Source organism: Stenotrophomonas sp. FR010, assembly GCF_047520755.2.
GTDB classification, from domain to species: Bacteria; Pseudomonadota; Gammaproteobacteria; order Xanthomonadales; family Xanthomonadaceae; genus Stenotrophomonas; species Stenotrophomonas sepilia.
In genome coordinates, this window is record NZ_JAXBQT020000038.1 from 1 (window position 1) to 19637 (window position 19637).

16 protein-coding genes and 2 pseudogenes are annotated in these 19637 nt (G+C 66.0%); 5 read left to right on the forward strand and 13 right to left on the reverse strand.

Annotated elements, in window-relative coordinates; all coding sequences use genetic code 11:
- Positions 1–73: 73 nt before the first annotated feature.
- Genes ACM0PK_RS20875 through ACM0PK_RS20890 form a run of 4 tightly spaced genes read right to left on the reverse strand, consistent with a single transcriptional unit; the run spans position 74 to position 3995 of the window.
- Positions 74–442, reverse strand: coding sequence for a DUF2894 domain-containing protein (locus ACM0PK_RS20875; RefSeq protein WP_099487947.1), 369 nt, complete (start codon positions 440–442; stop codon positions 74–76).
- Positions 432–1070 (reverse strand): OmpA family protein, encoded by a 639-nt coding sequence (locus ACM0PK_RS20880; RefSeq protein WP_414607596.1) that lies wholly within the window; start codon positions 1068–1070, stop codon positions 432–434. Before ACM0PK_RS20880 ends, ACM0PK_RS20875 begins: the two co-directional genes overlap by 11 nt.
- Positions 1067–3331, reverse strand: a complete 2265-nt coding sequence (locus ACM0PK_RS20885; protein WP_414607597.1) for a DUF802 domain-containing protein — start codon at positions 3329–3331, stop codon at positions 1067–1069. The genes ACM0PK_RS20880 and ACM0PK_RS20885 overlap by 4 nt, the downstream gene beginning before the upstream one ends.
- A gap of 10 nt (positions 3332–3341) precedes the next feature.
- Positions 3342–3995, reverse strand: a complete 654-nt coding sequence (locus tag ACM0PK_RS20890) for a DUF3348 family protein (protein ID WP_005416902.1) — start codon at positions 3993–3995, stop codon at positions 3342–3344.
- A 146-nt stretch (positions 3996–4141) separates the two neighbouring features.
- Here ACM0PK_RS20890 and ACM0PK_RS20895 point away from each other — a divergent pair, with 146 nt between their 5' ends.
- Positions 4142–5065 (forward strand): M14 family metallopeptidase, encoded by a 924-nt coding sequence (locus ACM0PK_RS20895; RefSeq protein ID WP_072167542.1) that lies wholly within the window; start codon positions 4142–4144, stop codon positions 5063–5065.
- A 50-nt stretch (positions 5066–5115) separates the two neighbouring features.
- On the opposite strand, the gene ACM0PK_RS20900 is transcribed toward ACM0PK_RS20895, so the two are convergent.
- From ACM0PK_RS20900 to ACM0PK_RS20910, 3 genes are all read right to left on the reverse strand, one after another.
- On the reverse strand, positions 5116–5508 hold the full coding sequence (locus ACM0PK_RS20900; RefSeq protein ID WP_414607598.1) for a diacylglycerol kinase: 393 nt from the start codon (positions 5506–5508) through the stop codon (positions 5116–5118).
- A gap of 82 nt (positions 5509–5590) precedes the next feature.
- A complete protein-coding gene (locus tag ACM0PK_RS20905) occupies positions 5591–6217 on the reverse strand; it encodes a hypothetical protein (protein ID WP_414607599.1) in 627 nt (208 codons plus the stop codon).
- Positions 6218–6346: 129 nt separating this feature from the next.
- Positions 6347–6979 carry a YbbD-related protein gene (locus tag ACM0PK_RS20910; RefSeq protein WP_353762342.1) on the reverse strand — a complete coding sequence of 211 codons (633 nt, stop codon included), beginning with the start codon at positions 6977–6979 and terminating at the stop codon, positions 6347–6349.
- Positions 6980–7327: 348 nt separating this feature from the next.
- On the opposite strand from ACM0PK_RS20910, the gene ACM0PK_RS20915 reads away from it, so the two are divergent.
- Positions 7328–7645, forward strand: a complete 318-nt coding sequence (locus tag ACM0PK_RS20915; RefSeq protein ID WP_414607600.1) for a hypothetical protein — start codon at positions 7328–7330, stop codon at positions 7643–7645.
- A 50-nt stretch (positions 7646–7695) separates the two neighbouring features.
- Here the strand turns inward: ACM0PK_RS20915 and ACM0PK_RS20920 are convergent, their stop codons facing one another.
- The 5 genes from ACM0PK_RS20920 to ACM0PK_RS20940 all read right to left on the reverse strand — a co-directional run bounded on the left by ACM0PK_RS20920 (position 7696) and on the right by ACM0PK_RS20940 (position 12586).
- Positions 7696–8043, reverse strand: a complete 348-nt coding sequence (locus ACM0PK_RS20920) for an RcnB family protein (protein WP_414607601.1) — start codon at positions 8041–8043, stop codon at positions 7696–7698.
- A 135-nt stretch (positions 8044–8178) separates the two neighbouring features.
- Complete coding sequence (locus tag ACM0PK_RS20925; RefSeq protein ID WP_414607602.1) at positions 8179–9615, reverse strand: efflux transporter outer membrane subunit; 1437 nt, start codon at positions 9613–9615, stop codon at positions 8179–8181.
- A complete protein-coding gene (locus ACM0PK_RS20930; RefSeq protein ID WP_414607603.1) occupies positions 9612–10496 on the reverse strand; it encodes an HlyD family secretion protein in 885 nt (294 codons plus the stop codon). Before ACM0PK_RS20930 ends, ACM0PK_RS20925 begins: the two co-directional genes overlap by 4 nt.
- A gap of 1 nt (position 10497) precedes the next feature.
- Positions 10498–10707: a DUF1656 domain-containing protein gene (locus ACM0PK_RS20935; RefSeq protein ID WP_005416886.1), complete on the reverse strand. Its 210-nt coding sequence runs from the start codon at positions 10705–10707 to the stop codon at positions 10498–10500.
- A gap of 4 nt (positions 10708–10711) precedes the next feature.
- Positions 10712–12586: an FUSC family protein gene (locus tag ACM0PK_RS20940; RefSeq protein WP_414607604.1), complete on the reverse strand. Its 1875-nt coding sequence runs from the start codon at positions 12584–12586 to the stop codon at positions 10712–10714.
- 166 nt (positions 12587–12752) lie between these two features.
- Between ACM0PK_RS20940 and ACM0PK_RS20945 the strand changes: the two genes are divergently transcribed.
- Complete coding sequence (locus ACM0PK_RS20945; RefSeq protein WP_111200584.1) at positions 12753–13547, forward strand: AraC family transcriptional regulator; 795 nt, start codon at positions 12753–12755, stop codon at positions 13545–13547.
- A 35-nt stretch (positions 13548–13582) separates the two neighbouring features.
- On the opposite strand, the pseudogene ACM0PK_RS20950 reads toward ACM0PK_RS20945, so the two are convergent.
- Positions 13583–13711, reverse strand: a pseudogene (locus ACM0PK_RS20950) (alpha/beta fold hydrolase); the annotation flags it as partial.
- Positions 13712–13989: 278 nt separating this feature from the next.
- On the opposite strand from ACM0PK_RS20950, the gene ACM0PK_RS20955 reads away from it, so the two are divergent.
- Both ACM0PK_RS20955 and ACM0PK_RS20960 read left to right on the forward strand, forming a co-directional pair.
- A complete protein-coding gene (locus tag ACM0PK_RS20955; protein ID WP_414607605.1) occupies positions 13990–18714 on the forward strand; it encodes an RHS repeat-associated core domain-containing protein in 4725 nt (1574 codons plus the stop codon).
- A gap of 521 nt (positions 18715–19235) precedes the next feature.
- Positions 19236–19583, forward strand: a pseudogene (locus ACM0PK_RS20960) (RHS repeat-associated core domain-containing protein); the annotation flags it as partial.
- Between the last annotated feature and the right edge of the window lie 54 nt (positions 19584–19637).

Here is a 19637-nt window from a genome sequence, read left to right on the forward strand (position 1 = left end):
GCTGGCCGGCACTACGCATCTCTGCGTGGGTTCATGTGGTTACCGGCCAGCGGCCGGCACTACCATTCAACGGTCAGCGCGGCTTGCGTGTCCGTTTCGGCTTTGCGGTCTCGCCGCCGCTGGCGGCGCCATCCTGCAGCGCCTGCAGCCAGGACAAGGTGTCCACATAGTCGATGAAGTGGCGCAGGTAGCCGGGGCTGGTGGCCTGCATCGTGTCGAGCATGCGTTGCACCAGCACCGCCGAGTTCAGCGGGCCGCCGTCAGCCGGAGCCTCGGCGCGCAGCGAGCGACGCACCTGCAGTTCGCTGCGCAGCTCCGACCATTCGCGCTGCACCTGTTGCAGCATCGGCACCTGCGGGTAATGCGGCAGCGAGCGCGACCCCGCGTCGAGGTCACGCACCAATGCGCGCAGGCCTTCCAGGGCGGGCGGTTTACTTGCCATCCGCCGCCTTGGGCTTGGGAATCGGCGCGATTTCCACACGGCGATTGCGCGCGCGGCCTTCCTCATTGGCGTTGGAACTGACCGGCTGCTCGCTGCCGAACGCGGCGGCGAACACGGCGTCGGCCGGTACGCCATCGGCGATCAGGGTGCGGGTCACGGTCAGCGAGCGCTGCGCGGACAGCTCCCAGTTGTCGGCGAAGCGGCGGTTGCCTTCGCGCACCGGCGCATCATCGGTGAAGCCGCTGACCATGAGGATTTCTTCGCGGCTGCCCAGATAGGCGGCCAGCGGCGCGGCCAGGCTGCGCAGCAGCTCTTGGCCTTTCGGCTGCAGCTGGTCGGAGTTCAGCGCGAACAGCACGCTGCCGCTGATGCCGATGCGGCCGTCGACCAGCGTCACGCGGCCGGCCGCCAGCGGTCCGGCCAACGCTTGCTCCAGCGTCTGCAGGCGCTTGGCCTCGGCCTGGCGCTGCTTCACTTCCTGCTCCAGCCGCTGCGACAGCTCCAGCTGCACCGCGACCACACCCACCAGGATCAGCACGAACGCACCCAGCAGCACCGACATCAGGTCGCCGAAGGCGGCCCAGATCGGCGCGTGCGAGCCGCCATCGACCTCCAGCTCGTCGCTCATGCGCTGCCGGCCTTGCCGCGGCGTGTGGCCAGCTGCTGCAGTTCTTCCATCACCTGCTTCTGCGACAGCAGGCTGAGGTCGACCACCTCGCGCGCCTGCGCTACGTAGTAAGCCAGCTGCTCATCGCTTCGGGCCAGCGAGGCATCCAGTGCACCACCGATCTGTTCCAGGCGGCCGGAAAGCTCGGTGGCGGCACTGCCGAACTGCGCGACCGCTTCACCGAAGGCGCCGGCCAGCTGGCCGACGTCACCCGCGCTGCCGGTAAGTGCTGCCGCAATGCCATCCAGCTTGCCGGTCTCGGCGGCGATATGATCGGTAAAGCGGTTGCCGACACGCTCCAGCAGCTCGGCCGAACCGCCAACCAGTGCGTCCACCGCGGTGCGCTGTTCGTGCGATGCGTGGTTGATCGCATCGAGCAGGGTCTGCACGGTGGCCAGCAGGCGGCCGCGCTCTTCCAGCATTGCGTTGTCGCGTACCAGGCTCTCGGACAGCGTGCTGCGCAGCTCGTTGATGACATCGGCGGCAGCCTTCGGCGCGGCCGCGGCGGTCTGCAGCAGGGTGGACACTTCGGCCAGCGTGGCACTGGCCTGCGTGCGACCGTTCTCGCCGATCTGCTGTGCGGTGGCCGCCAGCGCGTCGCAGACCCGTTGCTGCTGTGCAGCCAGGCGTTCGCCATTGGCCTGCAGGCGCTCGGCCAGCTCGGTGGAAACGTGCTGCAGGGCATCGCTCCAGCGCTGCAGGCGCTGTTCGTCACCGGCCTGCAGTTGCGCCTGCAGGGCGGCGTGGGCCTGCTGCAACTCGGCGCTGACCGCGTCCCAGCGTGCCTGGCGCTGCTGCTCGCGGCTGTCCAGGCTGGCCTGCAGTTGGGCATGCGCAGTCGCGGCGGCGGCCTGGGCGGCTTGCCACTGTTGCGAGCGCTGCTGTTCGTGGTCCTGCAGCAGCGACTGGCTGGCGCTGTGCTGCTGTTCCAGTGCCTGCAGCAGTGCCTGCGCGTGCTCGTCCAGCTGCTGGCCGGCCGCCAGCAGCGCCTGCTGCTGGCGCTCGATCAGCGCGCTGTTCAGTGCCTGCTGCTGCTCGATGGCGGCGCGCCAGGCCTCGGCGTTGCCGTTGGCATCGGCCTGCAGGCGCTCGCCGATGCGCGCGATCAACGCTTCGGCATGCGTGCCCTGGCCATCGCTGAAGGCCTGCAGGTGCTGGCGCAGATCACTCACCAGCGCCTGCTGCGCCTGGGACTGTTCACTCACCACCTTGGCCCAGCTGGCTTCGGTGGCGACCCGGCTGCGTTCGAAACCGTCGCTCAGGCCCGCCAGCTGCTGTTGCACGGCCCGCTCGACACGGGCATGCAACGCTTCGCCATGGTGAGCCAGACCGGCCAGGGTGGTCTCGGCCATCGGCTGCAGCGCGCCACCGATGGCCGCGGCACTGGCTTCGGCACCTTCGCGCAGCGACTGCTGCAGCGACAGGGCCAGGCGTTCCTGCAGCGCCTGGCTCTGCGTCAGGAACTCGGCCTGGCCTGCCAGCAGGCGCTCATTGGCGGCCGCACTGTGCTGTTCAAAGGTGCTGGTCATCGCCTGCAGGCGGTCGACCAGCGCCGGCAGCGCGGCGGACTGTGCCTGCAGCAGGCGCAGGGATTCGGCGCGCTGCCAGGCCTGCGAATACGGGTGCAGGTCGCCGGCAATGGCGCGGTCCAGCTGCTGCACGGCCTGCAGGCGGTCGCGGCGCAGCAGCGCGGCCAACAGACCGAGCATCGCCGAGCTGGCCACGCCGGCGATCGAGGTACCGAAGGCCACCGCCAGGCCCTGCACCGGCGAGGCCAGCGAGCCGCGGATGGCGGCCATGTCGGTGGCGCTCTGCAGAGCCAGGCCAGTGCCGCGCAGGGTATCCATCATGCCCAGCAGGGTGCCGAGCATGCCCAGCAGCACCAGCAGGCCGACCAGGTACGGGGTCAGCACCGGCGCGGGCAGGGCAGTGCGCTCGCCTTCCACGCGCAGGCGCACGGCGTTGCGCAGGCCCACCGGCACGCGCTCCAGCCAGGGAGCGAGGCTTTCCTTTGCGCTGGACAGGTCGTTCAGTGCGGCGCGCAGGCCGTTGCTGGCCTGGCGGTAGCGGTACAGCTCCACGCCGCCGGCGATGTAGCAGGCCGCGATGATTGCCGCCACCGCTGCACCCAGCGGATGCACCGAAACGTAGCCAATGCCGATCCAGCACACGGCCAGCAGGCCGACAAGGAAAACAACGACATGGAGAGCAGTTCTGGACATGGTGTTCCGGTCAGTGGGAGCGCAGGGCGTCTTGCAGCCCTTCGATCGGGTGGAAGCGCAGCTGCAGCTCGGCGAGCAGCAGCGTGCGCATGTCATGGCGGAAGGCCGCGCGCCAGCCGGGCTGGCCATGCACGCGTTCAAAACGGGCGCCGAGCACCGCCGGCGCGGTGGCCAGCAGGCTGTGCTCGCGCGGGGTGAGGGTCTGTTCCATCACCGCATCAACCTCGGCCAGTCGCGCCAGCTCCGGCGAGACCTGTACCAGCTGGTCGCGCAGGCGGCCGCGCAGGCGCCCGGTGGCGGTCTGGATGGCCTGCTGCAGCACCCGGTAGCGCTGGCGCAGCGAAGCGAAGTTGGGTGCGGCAGCGGCCTCGGCCAGGTCCAGCAGGCGCTCGGCCTCGGCGTCCTCGCGGATCGAGGCCAGCAGGCTGGCATGGGCCTGGGCGCAGTCGGCCAGTACATCCTCGGCCCCCTCGGCAGCTTCGCCGGGCTCGGGCAGGCGTCCGCCCAACGCGCCGGACAGGGCCACGGCACGGCTCCAGTCCACCCACTGGCCGAGGCGATCGGTCAGAGCGGGACTGCTGGCCGGCATCGCGCCGTCGCTGAGACGGGCGAGCAGGCGGAGGAACTCCGGTCCACCCAGGACCGGCTGCGCTGCGTTCGCCATCAAGGGGTGAGGGGCCAAAAACCGCTGATTTTACAGCCAGATGACCCCGGCTGGATGAAGGCGGGGCTTGGGTGGCGGTACCCGCAGGCGCGACAAGGCTTAGAATGTCCGGCTGCATCCACCCGTTCGACCCCTGGAGTACCCCCATGACTGTTGCGCAGTTCTACCCGATCGGCACCCCCGGACAGCCCTGGGGCGACGTGGAACGCGCACAGTGGCGGGCCCGCCAGCAGCGCCAGCGCAGCTACCACGATGACGTGGTGGCCGCCCTCGAACGCCTGGACGACAGCGTTTTCGACGTGATCCAGTACGGCCAGCTGGACTATGCGCCGGACCATTATCCGCTGTTCGCGGTGGTCAACCACGACTGGAACCCGGCGCTGCCGACCGCGCTGATCACCGGCGGCGTACATGGCTACGAGACCAGCGGCGTGCACGGCGCCCTGCAGTTCCTGGAACAGCAGGCCGAGCGTTACCTGGGTCGGCTGAACCTGATCGTGGCGCCGTGCGTCAGCCCGTGGGGCTACGAGCGCATCCAGCGCTGGAACCCGGATGCGATCGATCCGAACCGCAGCTTCCGTGACGGTGGCCAGATCGAGGAAGCGGCCGCCCTGATGCGCTGGGTGGCCGAGCGCAAGCCGAACCTGCTGGTGCACCTGGACCTGCACGAAACCACCGACAGCGACCTGCACGAGTTCGATCCGGCGCGTTGCGCCCGCGACGGCAAGCCGTTCGAGCGCGACACGATTCCCGATGGCTTCTATGTGATCGGCAACAGCGAAGACCCGCAGGCCGAGTTCCAGAAGGCCCTGATCGCCGCAGTGGCGCCCATCACCCACATCGCCCCGGCCGATGCCGACGGCAACCTGGTCGGCCTGCCGCTGCAGTCGCCGGGCGTGGTCTGGGGCGAGTCGCGTTCGATCGGCGCCTGCGCCGGCTTCACCGACGCACGCTTTGCCACCACCACCGAGGTCTACCCGGACAGCCCGCGCACCAACCCGCAGGAATGCAACGACGCCCAGGTGGCGGCGGTGTGCGCCGGCCTGGATTTCGCCCTGGCGGCGCAGTAGCGCATCAACACGAGGTAGCGCCGGGCCCTGCCCGGCGGGTCGGGCGTGCGCTAGCCCAGCAGGATCACGCCCCACACCGTACCGACCATCAGCAGCGCGGTGGTCTGTGCGGCGCTGCCCATGTCCTTGGCGTTCTTGGATAGTGGGTGGTGGTCAAGCGAGATGCGGTCGACCACCGCTTCGATGGCCGAGTTGAGCAGTTCCACCAGCAGGCTGATGAAGCAGACCGCCAGCACCACGGCGCGTTCGACCCTGCTGATGTCCAGCAGGAACGCGGTGGCGATCAGCAGTGCATGCAGCAGCAACAGCTGCCGGAAGGCTGCTTCGCCACGGAAGGTGGCAATGAAGCCATCGCGCGAATGGATCAGCGTATGGAAGATACGGCGAAGCCCGGTCTTGCCGTGCGGGTACTTGCCGCTGTCCCTGGGGTGAAGTGGCTGCATGCCGGTCCTGCCATGAATTGACCTCACGACAGGATGTGCAGGCAGGCGTCGGGAAGGCGTCGGACGCCCGTTGGATTTTCCTTCAGCCGCCGTGGCGCTGCGCCTGGATGGCCTGGTCGAGGGCGTCCAGCTCATCCGTCGGCGAGGCCAACCATGCCGGGTACGCCTCGGTCTCGACGAAGGCGGAGGATCGCAGCACGTCATCGAACGCCGGATTGTCCTTCTCCGCATGGCGCAGCAGGCCGGACATCAGCCCGCAGATGCGGACTGCGGCCTGGAAGGCGCCCTGCAATGAACCGGCCGGCTCGGTGACCGTGTTGAGGAAGGCCGCATAGGCCGGCCCATCGAAGACGAAGTCCTCGCGCCGCTGGAAGGCATCACCGTTGAGGTTGGCTTCGCCAGAGACGTGCCGCGAGAATCCCCAGGACCAGATGTCGAGGAAACGCAGGTCATCCAGCATCCGGCGCGCATCGTCATTCAGTGGAACGGCGCCGGACAGGGCGTGCTCCAGCGTGGCCGCCGCGAAGGGCTCGGTGCCCTCGTGGGCCAGGAAATCGCTCAGGCAGCGCAGGGCACCGGGATGATGCGGGTCCAGCTGCAGCGCCCGGTAGATCACCCGCGCACCTTCGACGTGACGGCCCTGGGCGATGAAGATGTTGAGGGCATGGTGCGCGAGCTGGTCGGCGCTGAGGTCGGCAATGCGGGTCATCGGGTCTGGCGGGCATGGACGAAAGGTGTGCGCCAGTCTGACAGATCGCTCAATCGGCCGGGCTGCGTGAATCGCGGATCGAATAGATCACCGAGAAGTCCTGGGGAGGAGTGAGGTGCCGCTCGCGCATCAGCGCGCGTAGGTTCGCCAGAAAAGCACGTGGTCTTCGGCCGTGTTGACGGCGACGAAGACAGATTTTCCGGATTCGGGCGCGCAGCGAAAGACGCGGTACGACGACTTGAGCGTCCCGTCGCCCGGCCACCAGTATCGATCGAACGCAACAGGATCGCTGCTACTGAATGTCGTTGCCTGGCAATCCGCCGGCAGCTGCAGTGATACCGCAGGGGGTTTGGTGAAGGCCAGCGCGCTGGTGTTCGAGTCGAGGTCATGTACTTCTCGCAGATCGGTCGCCGCTTGCGGCACCCAGCCGGGAATCCACCCCTTGTTCACCCTGTCGGAGTCAAGCGCCTCCTGCAGGGTGTCGAACGAACTGTCCATCACCATACCGCAGGCGCATAGCGCGATACAGAACGTCACGACAATGGCGCGCCTGGCCCATGCAACGGGGCTGGTCATCCTCGTCATGCTCTGCGGAAAGCAGCCTACCCACTTCTTAGGGCGGCAAGCGCTTGAGCCGCGCTTCCAGCCCCGGTCGTACGGCCGGTCGCAGGGTTCTGCATGGCGCTGCGCCTTGCGCGCGTACTGCTGCATGAACAGGCCGATCTCCTGCGCGATCCTGTCCTTCCGGCTCTTGCCTGCCATCGACGGGCGTCCCTGTGTTCATCCTGAATCATCGGTCGGCGCACGCCAGCACGGATGACGGGCGCCGCAACAGGCCGGTTTGACGTTGAGGAAGGTCTGCGCGGATGATGCGCGGGCGCGCGGCGCAGGAGGGGATCTGTCAATGGGGCAACCTGATGTGGTGGAGCATGCCGGTGTTCCCTTTACCCGCTATGCCAGCCGTGGATGCAGTGGTCTCTGTGCGCAGCGATGGTGGTATGAGAACCGGCTGGGCCTGGGTACCGAAGCCTGGTCGGTGGAGCTGGATGCTTCCGATCGCGTGCTCACAACGTCGCGCTTGACGTCACCCTAGAAGACCGCGACGAACGCATGCGCATCCATCGACCTTTCATCTTCATCGCAAGCCTGGCCCTGATGGCGTTGTGCGGGCTGATGGGCGTGCTGGTGCTCGTCCATGGCTTCAACGAGCAGGGCCTGCGCTGTGGCAGGATGTGCTCACTGGAGGTCTCCCTCCGCCTGCTCTTCGGTGATCGGGGATTCGAACTGCTGGTGGCGATGGGACTGTTTGCCACAGCGCTGATGTGCGCGTATATCGCACTGCGGGAGGGCATGCATGCCGGGCGGCCGCGGAGGCAGGTGCAGCGTCGGGGGCGCAAGCGCCGCCGACCGTCACAGCCCCGGTCGTGAGTATCCCTCCACGTGGCGTGCTGCCGCGCGGAGGGACACCGCAGGAGGTCTCAGCGATGCAGCGCGTCGATGAACAAGCCGGTCGCGATCTCCACCAACAGATACTCGGTGTCGGACTGGCGCACCCAGCGCTGGCCGCGACCCGGATTGCGCAGGTCGTAGCGCGCGTAGTCGTCTACCCAGTAGCGGCGGTCCACTTCGGCCCAGGGCAGGCGGTCGCCACGACGCCAGGCCTTCTTCTGCCAGCCCGGCGGCGGCGCATCGCGGTTGTGCGGGCCGCCTGCATGCGGCGGCGGGCCGTTGCCGCGGGCGTGGTGCGGCGGATCGGCGAAGGCGGGGGCCGCAGCCAACGCGGTGGCGGTAGTCAAAGCGATGGCAAGCAAACGTGTGGTCTTCATGGAAGTGCCTCCGTCATGGCCGCAGCATGCGGCGCTGTGGCGGGAATATAGGGCAGTCAGTGTGAATGAATACGGGTTTGGGCGGCACTTTTCTGAACAGACTGTGCGGCCTGCAGTTACTGTCAAGGCACGGGGTTAATGGGCCCCGCCCTGCGCCGAATCCGTCGCAATCCAGCCGCCGCCCAGTGACAGGAACAGATCCATCTGGCGATCGACCCGGTCCGCGCGCGATGCGGCCAATGCGGACTCCGCATCTGCCAGTGCGGCCTGGGCCGAAAGCACATCGAGAAAATCGATCCTGCCGAAACGGTAGAGCTGCTGCGCCTGCCCCGCGGCCCGCGCTGCGTCCCCACGCGCCTGTGCCAGGCTGCGCTCGCGTTCAAGCTCCTGCGTGCAGGCAGAAAGCGCAGTCTCGGTCTGGCGCAGTGCCTGCAGCACCGCGCCGTCAAAGGAAGCAAGAGCGGTATCTGCATTGGCACCGGCCGCTGCGAGGCGGGCCTTGGTGGCGCGGCGGTTGGGCCAGTGCCATGACAGCAGCGGCCCGACGCTCGCCCCGAAACTGTCGGCGGAAAGCAGCTGCCGTCGCATGCCCGCCGTGCCCAGGGACGCGCCCAGGGTGACCCGCGGATAAAGTTCCGCAGTCTCTACGCCGATCATCGCTGTGGCCGCGGCAAGGCTACGCTCGGCGGCACGTATGTCGGGGCGCCGCTGGAGCAGCTGCCAGCCGTCACCGACCGGCAGCGCCTGCCCCAGCTCCGGGGGGCGCGGGCACGCTTCCGCCTCCCTCGGATAGTCTGCCGGCACCCTGCCCATCAGTGCGGCCAGTTCGAACAGTGCGGCCTGGCGCTTCGCCAGCAGGTGCGGTATCCCCGCCGCGCTGCGGTTGACCGCTGCGGCGGCACGGCTGACATCGAAGTCCGTTCCGCGCCCGCCCGCGGCCAGGCGACGGGTTGCCTCCAGCGTGGCGCGCTGTATCGCCAGCACCTGCCGGGTCGCAGCGAGCGTGTGATTGCTTGTGCAGATCTGGAGATAGGCACGGGTGACAGCTGCAGCGACGACCACGCGGACCTGGTCCCGTGCCGCAGCGATGGCCTCCGCGTCGGCGTTGGCGGCTTCGATGCCGCGGCGGATGCCGCCTGCAAGATCCAGTGGATAGGAGAGGTGAAGGCCCAGCGCATAGGACTGCGGCGCGGCCGACGCCAGGGTGTAACCACCGGCATGGGTGAGCGTGCCCGATGCATCCACGTCGGCCTGCACGGCACCGCGCGCGCGAGACTCCAGCACGGCAGCGCTGGCGCGCCGAAGGTTGGCGTCGGCGGCGCGCAGGTCGGTATTGGCCGCCAGTGCATCGCGTACGTAGGCGTCAAGCTGGGGGTCGCCATACAGTTCCCACCACCGATCCGGTGGTGGGTCGTGGCTGAACGATGCCTCTTTGCCCGAGACGAACGCCTGCGCCGCGCGTGTGGAGGCAGCGACGGCATTCGCAGGCAGGTGATAGTCGGGGCCGGAGACGCAGGCCGTCATCGGCAGCAGCAGGGCAAGCAGCCCACCGCGTAGTGTTCGCAGGCTCACTTGCAGGTTCCCTGTGCCGAGGGCGTGATGGTCACACTCGCAGTGCGACCGACGATCAGGCGGGTATCCGGCCGCGCATCATCAATGCGGATGCGTACCGGGATCCGCTGTGCCAGCCTCACCCAGGTGTAGGTCGGCGCCACCGCCGGCAGCAGGTTATGCGTGCTTGAGCGCTGATCGTCGGCAATGCCGGCGGCGATGGTATCCACGTGCCCGCGCACGTCGTGGTCGTCGCCCATCAGCCGGGCCACGGCGGCATCGCCCTCGGTGATGCAGCCCAGCTTGGTTTCCTCGAAGTAGCCCTCGATGCGCAGGCTACGGGTGTCGATCAACGCCAGCGCCTGTGCCCCCGGCTGCAGGTAGTCGCCCGCGTGCAGGTCCAGGTTGGTGACGATGCCATCGGTGGTCGCGCGCACCTCGGTGCGTTGCACATTGAGCCGGGCAACGTGCTGTTCGGCCCGCGCCTGCGCCAGGGTGGCCAGCTCGGTATCGACCTTGGCGGCATTGCGTTCGCGGGTTTCCGAAGCGACCAGGTTGCCCAGTGCGTTGTCCCGCGTCGATTCGCGGCGGGCCAGCGCCAGCGTGGCGCGTGCGCTGCTGGCCGCTGCGTCGGCCTTCTCAAGTGCGGCAGCGAAGCGCGGCTGGTCCAGCACCAGCAGCAGCTGTCCGGCGCTCACCCGCTGGTTATCGTGCACCAGCACCTGGGTGACCAGCCCCCCTATGTCCGATGCAACGCGCACCACGTCGGCACGCACCCGTCCATCGCGCGTCCACGGGCGTGTTTCGTAGCGATGCCAGATGGCCAGTGCAGCGACGACGGCAATTGCGAACACCACCAGGGTTGCGCTCCAGCGCCCGATGACAGCAAGCGTGTGTTTCATCTCATTTCTCGAACAGGGGCGCGAGCCGGATCATCAGCTCCGCCAGGATCACGAACAGGGACAGGCCCACCAGTGGCCACGCGGCGAACAACCGGTACAGACCGAGGCTGGCGAGGAAACGTGAGGTCAGTACCGACAGCGCCAGCGCGGCGACGGCCACCGCAAGCAGGCCGGGAATCAGCACGCCGTCAATCGAAAGATCAGGAAGCATGAGGTCAGCGCCGGTGGGTGAACAAAGGTACGAGAAGGTCGCGGCGCAACCCGCAGAGCAGGTGCGACAGATGCTCCCGATCAGCCCCACTGCTGGTAACCACTGCTTCGCGCATTCGGTCCAGCAGGTCCAGAAGATGGGTGTCGATACGGCGCGGCGGGTGCGCACGAACCCTGAAATGCTCGGCGATGCGTTCGATCAGCAGTGCATGAAGCGCCCAGACCTGCGGATTGTCCAGGCACCTTTCCAGTGCGCGGAGTTGGCTGGATGCACGTGCCGCACGAACATCCGCAAACAATGCCCGCAGGTCGTGTCCTGCGCTGGAACGGCCCTGCAGCCTGGGAGCGAGCAGCCCGATTCGATCCAGCATGCGGCTGAGCCAGGCGCGGGTCACGCCACGTTGTCCGGCGGCGTGTCGTGCGATATCCCGACGGATCGAACGCTCCAGCCGTGCGCGGTTGCGGCCCGCATCGGCGGTCTGGAACAGCTGCATGTTGCACAGTGCCACCGTCGTACCCACGAACAACGCAACGCTGTTGTTGAGTGCGCCGACGATGTTGACCGTATTGGTCGCGCCCAGTCCCGCGATGAGCGGGAACGTCAGCACCACGCCCAGCGCAGCCATAATGAAGGGAGGCCGGGCCAGGAACGATCCGCACAGCAGCAGCGCAGGCGCCAGCGCGGCAATCAGGCCGACGAAATCGGACAGCGCGGGGAAGATCAGCAGACCGTAGAGCAGGCCGACGGCAACGCCGATCAACGACCCCACCAGATAGCGCATGACATGCGGCGCAGGCGCTTCGATCGTGCCGAACAGCACGCACGCCGTGCCGATGATGGACACCGCCGTGGCGCCGTCCGACCAGCCGGTAACGATCCACAGAACGCAGCTCAGCAGGATGCCGACGAACGCGCCCAGCGCGCTGCGCAGGGCAAGCCGATGATCCCGGTGAAGTACCGCACCCTGCACATGTCGCGCAAGGCGGGCAGGTACATGCCGACGCCAGTCGGGGCGGGCAATGTGCAGTTGTGCCTGCAGCACGCGGCAGTCGGCGTGGGCCAGGTCGAGCTCGGCCTGTTGCACGGCAAGGCCGGTCTGCATCAGCTCGCGCCAGCCAGGCGAATCCATCACGCGGGCCTGGGGTGAGCGCACCCGGGCAAGGGAATCTTCCACCGCGCTGGACAGCATCAGCACGTCCAGCATCCGGTCGTGCAGGGCGCGCAGGATCTGCACCTGGGCCACGCCGTGGGCGCTGTCGAAGGGCAGGTGGATCGACAGCACATGCAGCTCGAGCAGGTCGGCGGCCACTTTCGAGCGGTCCGTCGCCAGCACCGTGTCCGATGCACCGGCGCGCATGTCGCGTGTCCATCGTTCCGCATCATCCAGCACGGCAGCAACCCGTGCGTGCACGCGCGACGAAACCCGGCGCGGTAGCACCAGCCCATGGACCAGCGTGGCGGCCAGGATGCCGATGGCGATTTCCTGCACCCGTGTGATGGCAATGGTGAACACGTCTGCCGGCACCATCACCGCCGGAAACCCGATCAGGCTGGTGGTATAGCCGGCCAGCAGGAACGCATAGGCACGTGGCGTGCGGTCGAGCATCGCCAGATACAGGCACAGCGCCATCCACGTGGCGAGCGCGGCGCTCAGCACCAGGGGAGCATTGGCGAAACGTGGCACCAGCACGACGGTGGCGACGGCCCCGCCCACGGTACCCAGCAGGCGGAACAGGCCGCGGCTGAGGGTCGCCCCGGACAGGGGCTGCGATACCAGATAGACCGTGCCGATCACCCAGAACGGGCGATTCAGACCGATCCTTAGAGAGACATACAGCCCGAGCGACGCTGCGAGCAGGCATTTGAGCGAGAACAGCACCGCCTCCTGATCGGTCCTGAGGGTAGGGCTTTTCAACCTGGCGAATGCCTGGAACACGCGGGGACGGGCAGGGGTGGGAGAGTGCATGCGGCTCATGCTAGTGAGCGACCGCACTGGCGAATTTCCCTACAATGACAACCAATCGCTAAAACCGGTCAATGTGAGAATGGCTCGCATTTCGCTCCCCGGCTTTGACCTGGACCCGGACGAGACCGATCGCCCGGCGGTCGCCAGCCGCCTGCAGGTGGCTGAGCACGACGCAGAGATTCCCGTGCATGAGCACCGCAAGGGCCAGCTCATTCTTGCTCTGCATGGCGCGGTGACCTGCGAAGTGGCCAATGCGTTGTGGATCGTGCCGCCCCAGTGTGGCGTCTGGATCCCGGGCGGCATGCCGCACAGCAATCGCGCCACCGCCAACGCGCGCCTGTGCTACCTGTTCGTCGAGCCCGGCGTCGTCGACCTGCCGGCGCAGTGCGTGACGCTGGCGATCTCCCCGATGCTGCGCGAGATGATCCTGCACCTGGCCGACGCGCCGCTGGACTATCCGCATGGCAGCCACACCGACCGGCTGGCGCGGGTGTTGCTGGACGAGCTGGTACAGATGCCGGCCGAGCACCTGTCGTTGCCGGTCAGCCATCACCCGAAGGTGCGGGCGTTGGCGGCGGCGCTGTCGGCGGATCCGGCAGACCGCAGCACCATCGCCCAGTGGGCCGTGCGCCTGGCCCTGGGCGAGCGCACGTTGACCCGCCTCATCGAACGGGAAACGGGACTGTCCTTCGGGCGCTGGCGGCAGCAACTGCACCTGCTCATCGCCATTCGGGAACTCGCCGCCGGTGCACCGGTACAACGCGTTTCCGAGACGCTGGGCTATGAGTCGGTGACGGCCTTCATCACGATGTTCAAGAAAGCGCTTGGCCTTTCCCCGGCGCGGTACTTCGCGGTGCGCCTGCGCGGGCAGTAGCGGGGAACAACGGGGGAAGCCGTTGCCCGGAACGGCTACTTCGAGGTGTCGGAGACCGATTGAATCGCGGCCACCACCGCAGCAGGTTCCTCGCGCTGGAGGGTGAGGCCGGTTGCCAGGTAGCGGTGCGAGCCGCGCGTGAAGCCCGGGAAGAGCAGGGCGTGTGTGGGAGATTGTGCTGGTAGTTTTGTGAGCTATGAACACGGACTCCCTGTAGAGGAAGTCATGGGAGCCCGGCGTAGGCCGCTGAATGGCCACGGATGCTTGAATCTGTGACCGGTTATGCGACTCCACACTTGAATGTGCAAGCGTCCTCGCCGATAAAGGCGGCATGTGGCACTGCCGCATTCCGGACCAGGGACGATCCGATGCACGACGCGTGGGCTCAGCTCCGCGTTCTCGTTCCCGCCGGCGCTGTGTTCGTCCAGGAAGGAGAACAGGGATGTTGGAACGACTGAAGACCCTCTCGCGTGCCGCGCTGGCGATTGTTGCCGCTGGCTGCATTGCGCCGGCTTTTGTACAGGCGCAGGAAAGCAAGATCACCTGGCGTATTTCGCAGCCCGGTGGCGATGCGACCCAGTACAAGACCCAGCAGGCGGCGGTGGCCGGCATCAAGAATCTGCCGGCGCCCAGCCCCTTCCCGCCGGAGTTCCAGTTCGGCTGGCAGTACGTCGACAAGATCAAGTCGAAAGTCGTGGACTTGAACGGAAACACGGCGATTACCTACTGGATGGGAAAGACTCAGCCCTCCGATCCTGACTGGACTTACTACGGCGCGGGTGATGGTGGCTTCCTGTCCGAAGAGGAAGTGCTGGAAGCGCTCATTGCAGACTTGCAGGACATCAATCCCCAGTGTCCTGGGGAAACTGCTGTGCCGGAAGGAGAATGGGGCCCAACTGCTCCAGGGATGGACGGAATTTCGGAGGTCAGGGAGTACCGGGTCACCGGCATGCTGGGCAGCAATTCGGCGGAGTCTCCGTGCGTGCCCTTCGACGCAGGAACGACAGGGCTTGCTCGCATGCGACGCTTGAACTGCCCGATCCCCTTCACGCAGTGGTCCAACACACACAACGCCTGCGTCAGCGAAGAATTCGTTGCAACCATCACCTCGAAGTCGCAGAAGTGCGACAAGGACGGCGGCAACGGTAGCTGCCCCATGTCCCGCAACGATACAGCGGCGAACATGAGTCCGATTCCCGACAAGGACCCGGCCTCCAACGGCGGTACCTGCGACGGCAACGTCGGCAACCCATGTGATGTCAAAACGGGCGAGAAGTACGAGATCGCGCCGGACTTCGATCTGGGCTGGATCGCGCTGACGCGCTTCTATCACTCCGGCATCTCCACCTCATCCGGTGGCTTCGGCTATGGCTGGACCCATTCGCTGGGCGCCCACCTGGCACTGGACGGCGTTGACAGCGTGGGCATCATTGAAAGCACCGGTTTCCAGCGTGCATTCAAGAAGATCGGCCAAGCCTATGAGGCGGACGACGACAGTGGTGACCGTCTGGTCCAGAACGGCAACTGGACACTGTACTCGGCGGATTCCATCTCTACCTTCGGCGCGGACGGGCGTCTTGCCGCCAAGCGCTTCCCGGATGGCACGTCGCTGACCTACATCTACGACGACAGCGACCGCCTTGCGGCGGTCACGCACAGCAGTGGCCGCACACTGGAGTTCGTTTACCAGTCCAACGATTATGAGGCGCTGATCAGTTCGGTGCTGGTCGAAGGCATTGCGCTCGCCACCTATACCTACACGCCGCAGAACCAGGTCGAAACGGTGACCTATGCGGGTGGTGGTGTGCGGACGTATCACTACGAGAACCAGGACTTCCCCCAGCACCTGACCGGCATCACCGCCGAGGACGGTCGCCGCTACAGCACCTTTACCTACGATTCCATCGGTCGTGTGATCTCCAGTCAGCATGCCGGCGGTGCCGATGGCGTGACACTGGCCTACAGCCCCAATGGCGGTGCGGTGGTAACCGACGCGCTGGGGCGGCAGACCGACTACACCCTGACACCCGGCGGCGATAGCGCTCCGTCGCGCAAGGTGACCGGCCTGACGGATTCGCAGGGAACGGTCAGCCGAACCTGCTACGACCAGAGTGTCGACTTCCGCCGGCGCCTGGATACCTACACCGATCGCCGCGGCATCCAGACCAAGCACACCTATGCGCAGGGCACCGATCCGGTAAGCGGTCGTGCCGTCAGCATCCATACTGTGACCGAAGCGGTCGGCTTGCCCGAGCAGCGTGTTGTGACCACGGCGCGCGACGTCGAAACCAATGCGGTACTGACCACCCGGATCGGTAGCCGCGAAACCCGCACGGCCTTCAATTCCCGACGCCAGCCGACGGCCAACACGGTGACCGACACCGCTTCCGGTCAGACGCGCATCACCAGCTACACGTACTGCGAAGCCGCTGATGTGGCAGCGGCAGGCAGCTGCCCGGTGGAGGGGCTGCTGAAGAGTGTGGATGGCCCGCGCACGGATGTGGCCGATGTCGTTACCTATGCCTATTACTCGGCGGATGATGCAGGGTGCGCGATCGGAGGTGCCTGCACCTATCGCAAGGGCGACCTGCGCAGCGTGACCAATGCGCTGGGCCAGACGGTCGAGACTCTGGCCTACGACGCGTTCGGGCGGCCGTTGTCGGTCAAGGATGCCAACGGCGTGGTCACCGACTACACCTACCATGCTCGCGGTTGGCCAACCTCGGTCACCGCGCGTGGCGCGACCACTGCCGAGAATCGGGTCACCCAGATCAGCTACTGGCCGACCGGCCAGGTGCAACAGATCACCGAGCCCGACGGCAGCAGCGTTTCCTATGTCTACGATGCGGCGCTGCGCTTGACCGATATCGAGGACAACGCGGGCAACACGATTCACTACACGCTGGACAATGCCGGCAATCGCCTCAAGGAAGACACGCTCGATGCAGGCGGTACCCTGCGCCGTACCCTGGCGCGGACGTTCAACACACTCGGCCAGCTGACCGCACTGAAGGACGCAGGCAATCACGCCACCGGCTTTGCCTACGATGCCAACGGCAACCCGCAGACGGTCACCGACGCCCTGCAGCGCGTGACCAGCCAGCAGTACGACCCGCTGAACCGCCTGGCCCAGACCCTGCAGGACGTGGGTGGCGTGGCGGCGGAGATCCGCAGCCAGTACAACGCACTGGACCAGGTCACCCAGGTCACCGACCCGAAAGGTCTGCATACCACTTATGCCTACAACGGGTTCGGTGACCTGACCGGGCAAGTCAGCCCAGACAGCGGCGCCAGCAGCTACACCGTGGACGCGGCTGGCAATCGCAAGACGGCCACCGATGCACGCGGCGTCACCGCCACCTATCACTACGATGCACTCAACCGCCTGATCGGCATCGCCTATCCGGACCCCAATCTGGACGTGGGCTACAGCTATGACGTGGCGCCGGCCGCCTGTGCCGCCGACGAGCGCTTTGCCAAGGGGCGCCTGGGGCAGGTGCTGCACGCCAATGGCAGCACCCAGTACTGCCATGACCGTTTCGGCCAGGTCACCCGCAAGGTGCAGACCGTCAATGGTGTGGCCACCACCCTGCGCTATGCCTACAGCAAGTCGGGTCGCCTGACCGCGTTGACCTACCCCGACGGCAGCGTGGCCGACTACGTGCGTGATGCCCAGGGCCGCATCAGTCAGATCGGCCTGACCCGGCTTGGTCAGGCGCGCCAGATCGTGGTGAACAACGTGACCTATGCGGCCTTCGGCCCGGCGACCGGCTGGACCTACGGCAACGGCCGCCAGCTGCAGCGTCCGTTGGATCTGGATTACCGCCCGCAGGCGGTGCATGACCCGGCTGCGGGCGGCCTGTCGTTGGGCTACGGCTACGACCCGGTTGGTTCGATCACCGATCTGAAGAACGGCACAGGCTCGACGGTGCTGGCCAAGTACGCCTACGACGCGCTGGGTCGCCTGACGCAGACCCAGGACGGGACGACAGGCACCCCGATCGAAACTTATGCCTACGACGCCACCGGCAATCGCACCGCGCTGACCACCTCGGCGGGCACTGCCAGCTACACCTATCCCGCAACCAGCCACCGGCTGACCGCCGTGGACGGCGAAGCGCGCAACCATGACGCGGTGGGTAACACCAGCAGCATCGGCGGCAAGACGTTCATCTACAACGATGCCAACCGCATGAACGCGGTGAAGCAGGGCAATGCGGTGCTGGAAAGCTACGGTTACAACCACCGGGGCGAGCGCGTGCTGCGTACTCCGGCTGGTGGCGCAGCACAGATCACGTTGTACGACGAAGCTGGGCAGTGGCTGGGCAACTACTCGGCCACGGGCCAGGCGCAACAGCAGGCCATCTGGCTGGACAACTACCCGGTGGCGCTGATCAGCGTGCCAAGCGCAGGTGTGCCGGAGTTGGCCTACATCCAGCCGGATCATCTGGGTACGCCCCGTGTGGTGATCGACGCGGCGCGCGATGTGGCGATCTGGGAGTGGAGCAACAAGAGCGAGGTGTTCGGCAACCAGATTCCGAGTGCCGATCCGGATGGCGATGGTGTGGCGTTTGAACTGGCGCTGCGCTTCCCGGGGCAGCAGGCGACGGATGCGAGTGGGTTGTTCTACAACTACTTCCGTGACTATGATCCGGCGTCGGCCAGATACGTGGAGAGCGATCCCGTTGGGTTGAACGCCGGCATCAGTACGTATGGCTACGTGATCTCGAACCCCGCCCGATTTACTGATCCGCTTGGGCTGACGACGACGCTAATAACGACATACGATTTCGGTATTGCAAACCATTCGGCGATTCATGTTTCGATACCTGGCAAGCCTGATTTCCTGTACGACCCTTCCGGCACCTACGCACCTGGTGGTCGTCGAGGAACCGGTGGGCTATTTGAGGGGCGCGATGCTAGCTTGGCCAGCTACAAAAAGTATCAGGTGGGAACTGGTAGCCGAGTTGAATTAACGGTAATCCCTTTGACTCCGGAGCAAGAGTTAACTCTCATTGCGAACGCGGAGGAGTGGGGGGATGCACGTGGCTTCTGGTGTGCGAGCCACGTGTCCGGCGCGTTGGATGGAATGTGTGGGATAAAGCAAACACTCTTCCCGGGTGTTCTTCACAAGAGTGCAAAGGTGGCAGAATGTCCAGTCAAATGAAGGATAGGCTTATCTCATCATTGATATGCTTCACTCTATCTGTTTCTGTGAATTCTGCGGGATGGATATGGATATCCGCTTTCATGAAGATAGGAGCGATGCGAGTTCCATACGTACTGCTTCTCTCACTACTTCTTTCGGTTACATTCTATGCGCTCTCTCGATGCGAAAGTATGCGCCGCATCCCGCGAAGTTTAGTGGTGGGGTTGATCGCTGGTCTCGTACTCGGGGTCGTGGCTGTCACTTCTTCCAATCTGGCAATTGATGGGGGGGGGCGCTTGCTTCTACAGAGCCTTGAGAGATTCGGAGCAACGGCGTTGGTAGCAGACCTTTGGCCGTCGCTATTACTTGGAAGCTGGCTTGTGGGGGCGGTCGCATTTTGCGGGGCGTCGGTTTACTTAAGGCGAGCGTTCCTGGGGACGCCATGAATAATCGCCGCAGAGCCTTGGATTTCGACCGCGCTGAATTGATCCTATGCCTGCGGCGCCACCGGTAATGGCCGCGCTGACCACCTCGGCGGGAACTACCAGCGGGAATACGACGCTGCGACCGGACGCTATACGCAAGCGGATCCCATAGGCCTGTCCGGCGGCATCTCCGCCTACGGGTACTCGAGTGCCTCTCCGCTTCGCGCGGTTGACCCACTTGGGCTTGAGCCTGTGTTCGACACAAGTACGTGTGGCGGACAACTGGGAATGGTGACTTGTGATGGCAATGGAGGGTTCCTGGTCAGTGTCTGCAATTCGGGCTGCGACAAGATATGCACCGTTATGCATGAGCGAAACCATAAGGCGTTACTGGAAAAGAGGGTTCCTAATGCCTGCGTGGGTTGGACCGACCAGCCTTTCGTAGACATCCGGACGCCATAATTCATGGCAATGACCGAGGTGTTTATGGGCAACAGCAAGCAGTACACGGATGAG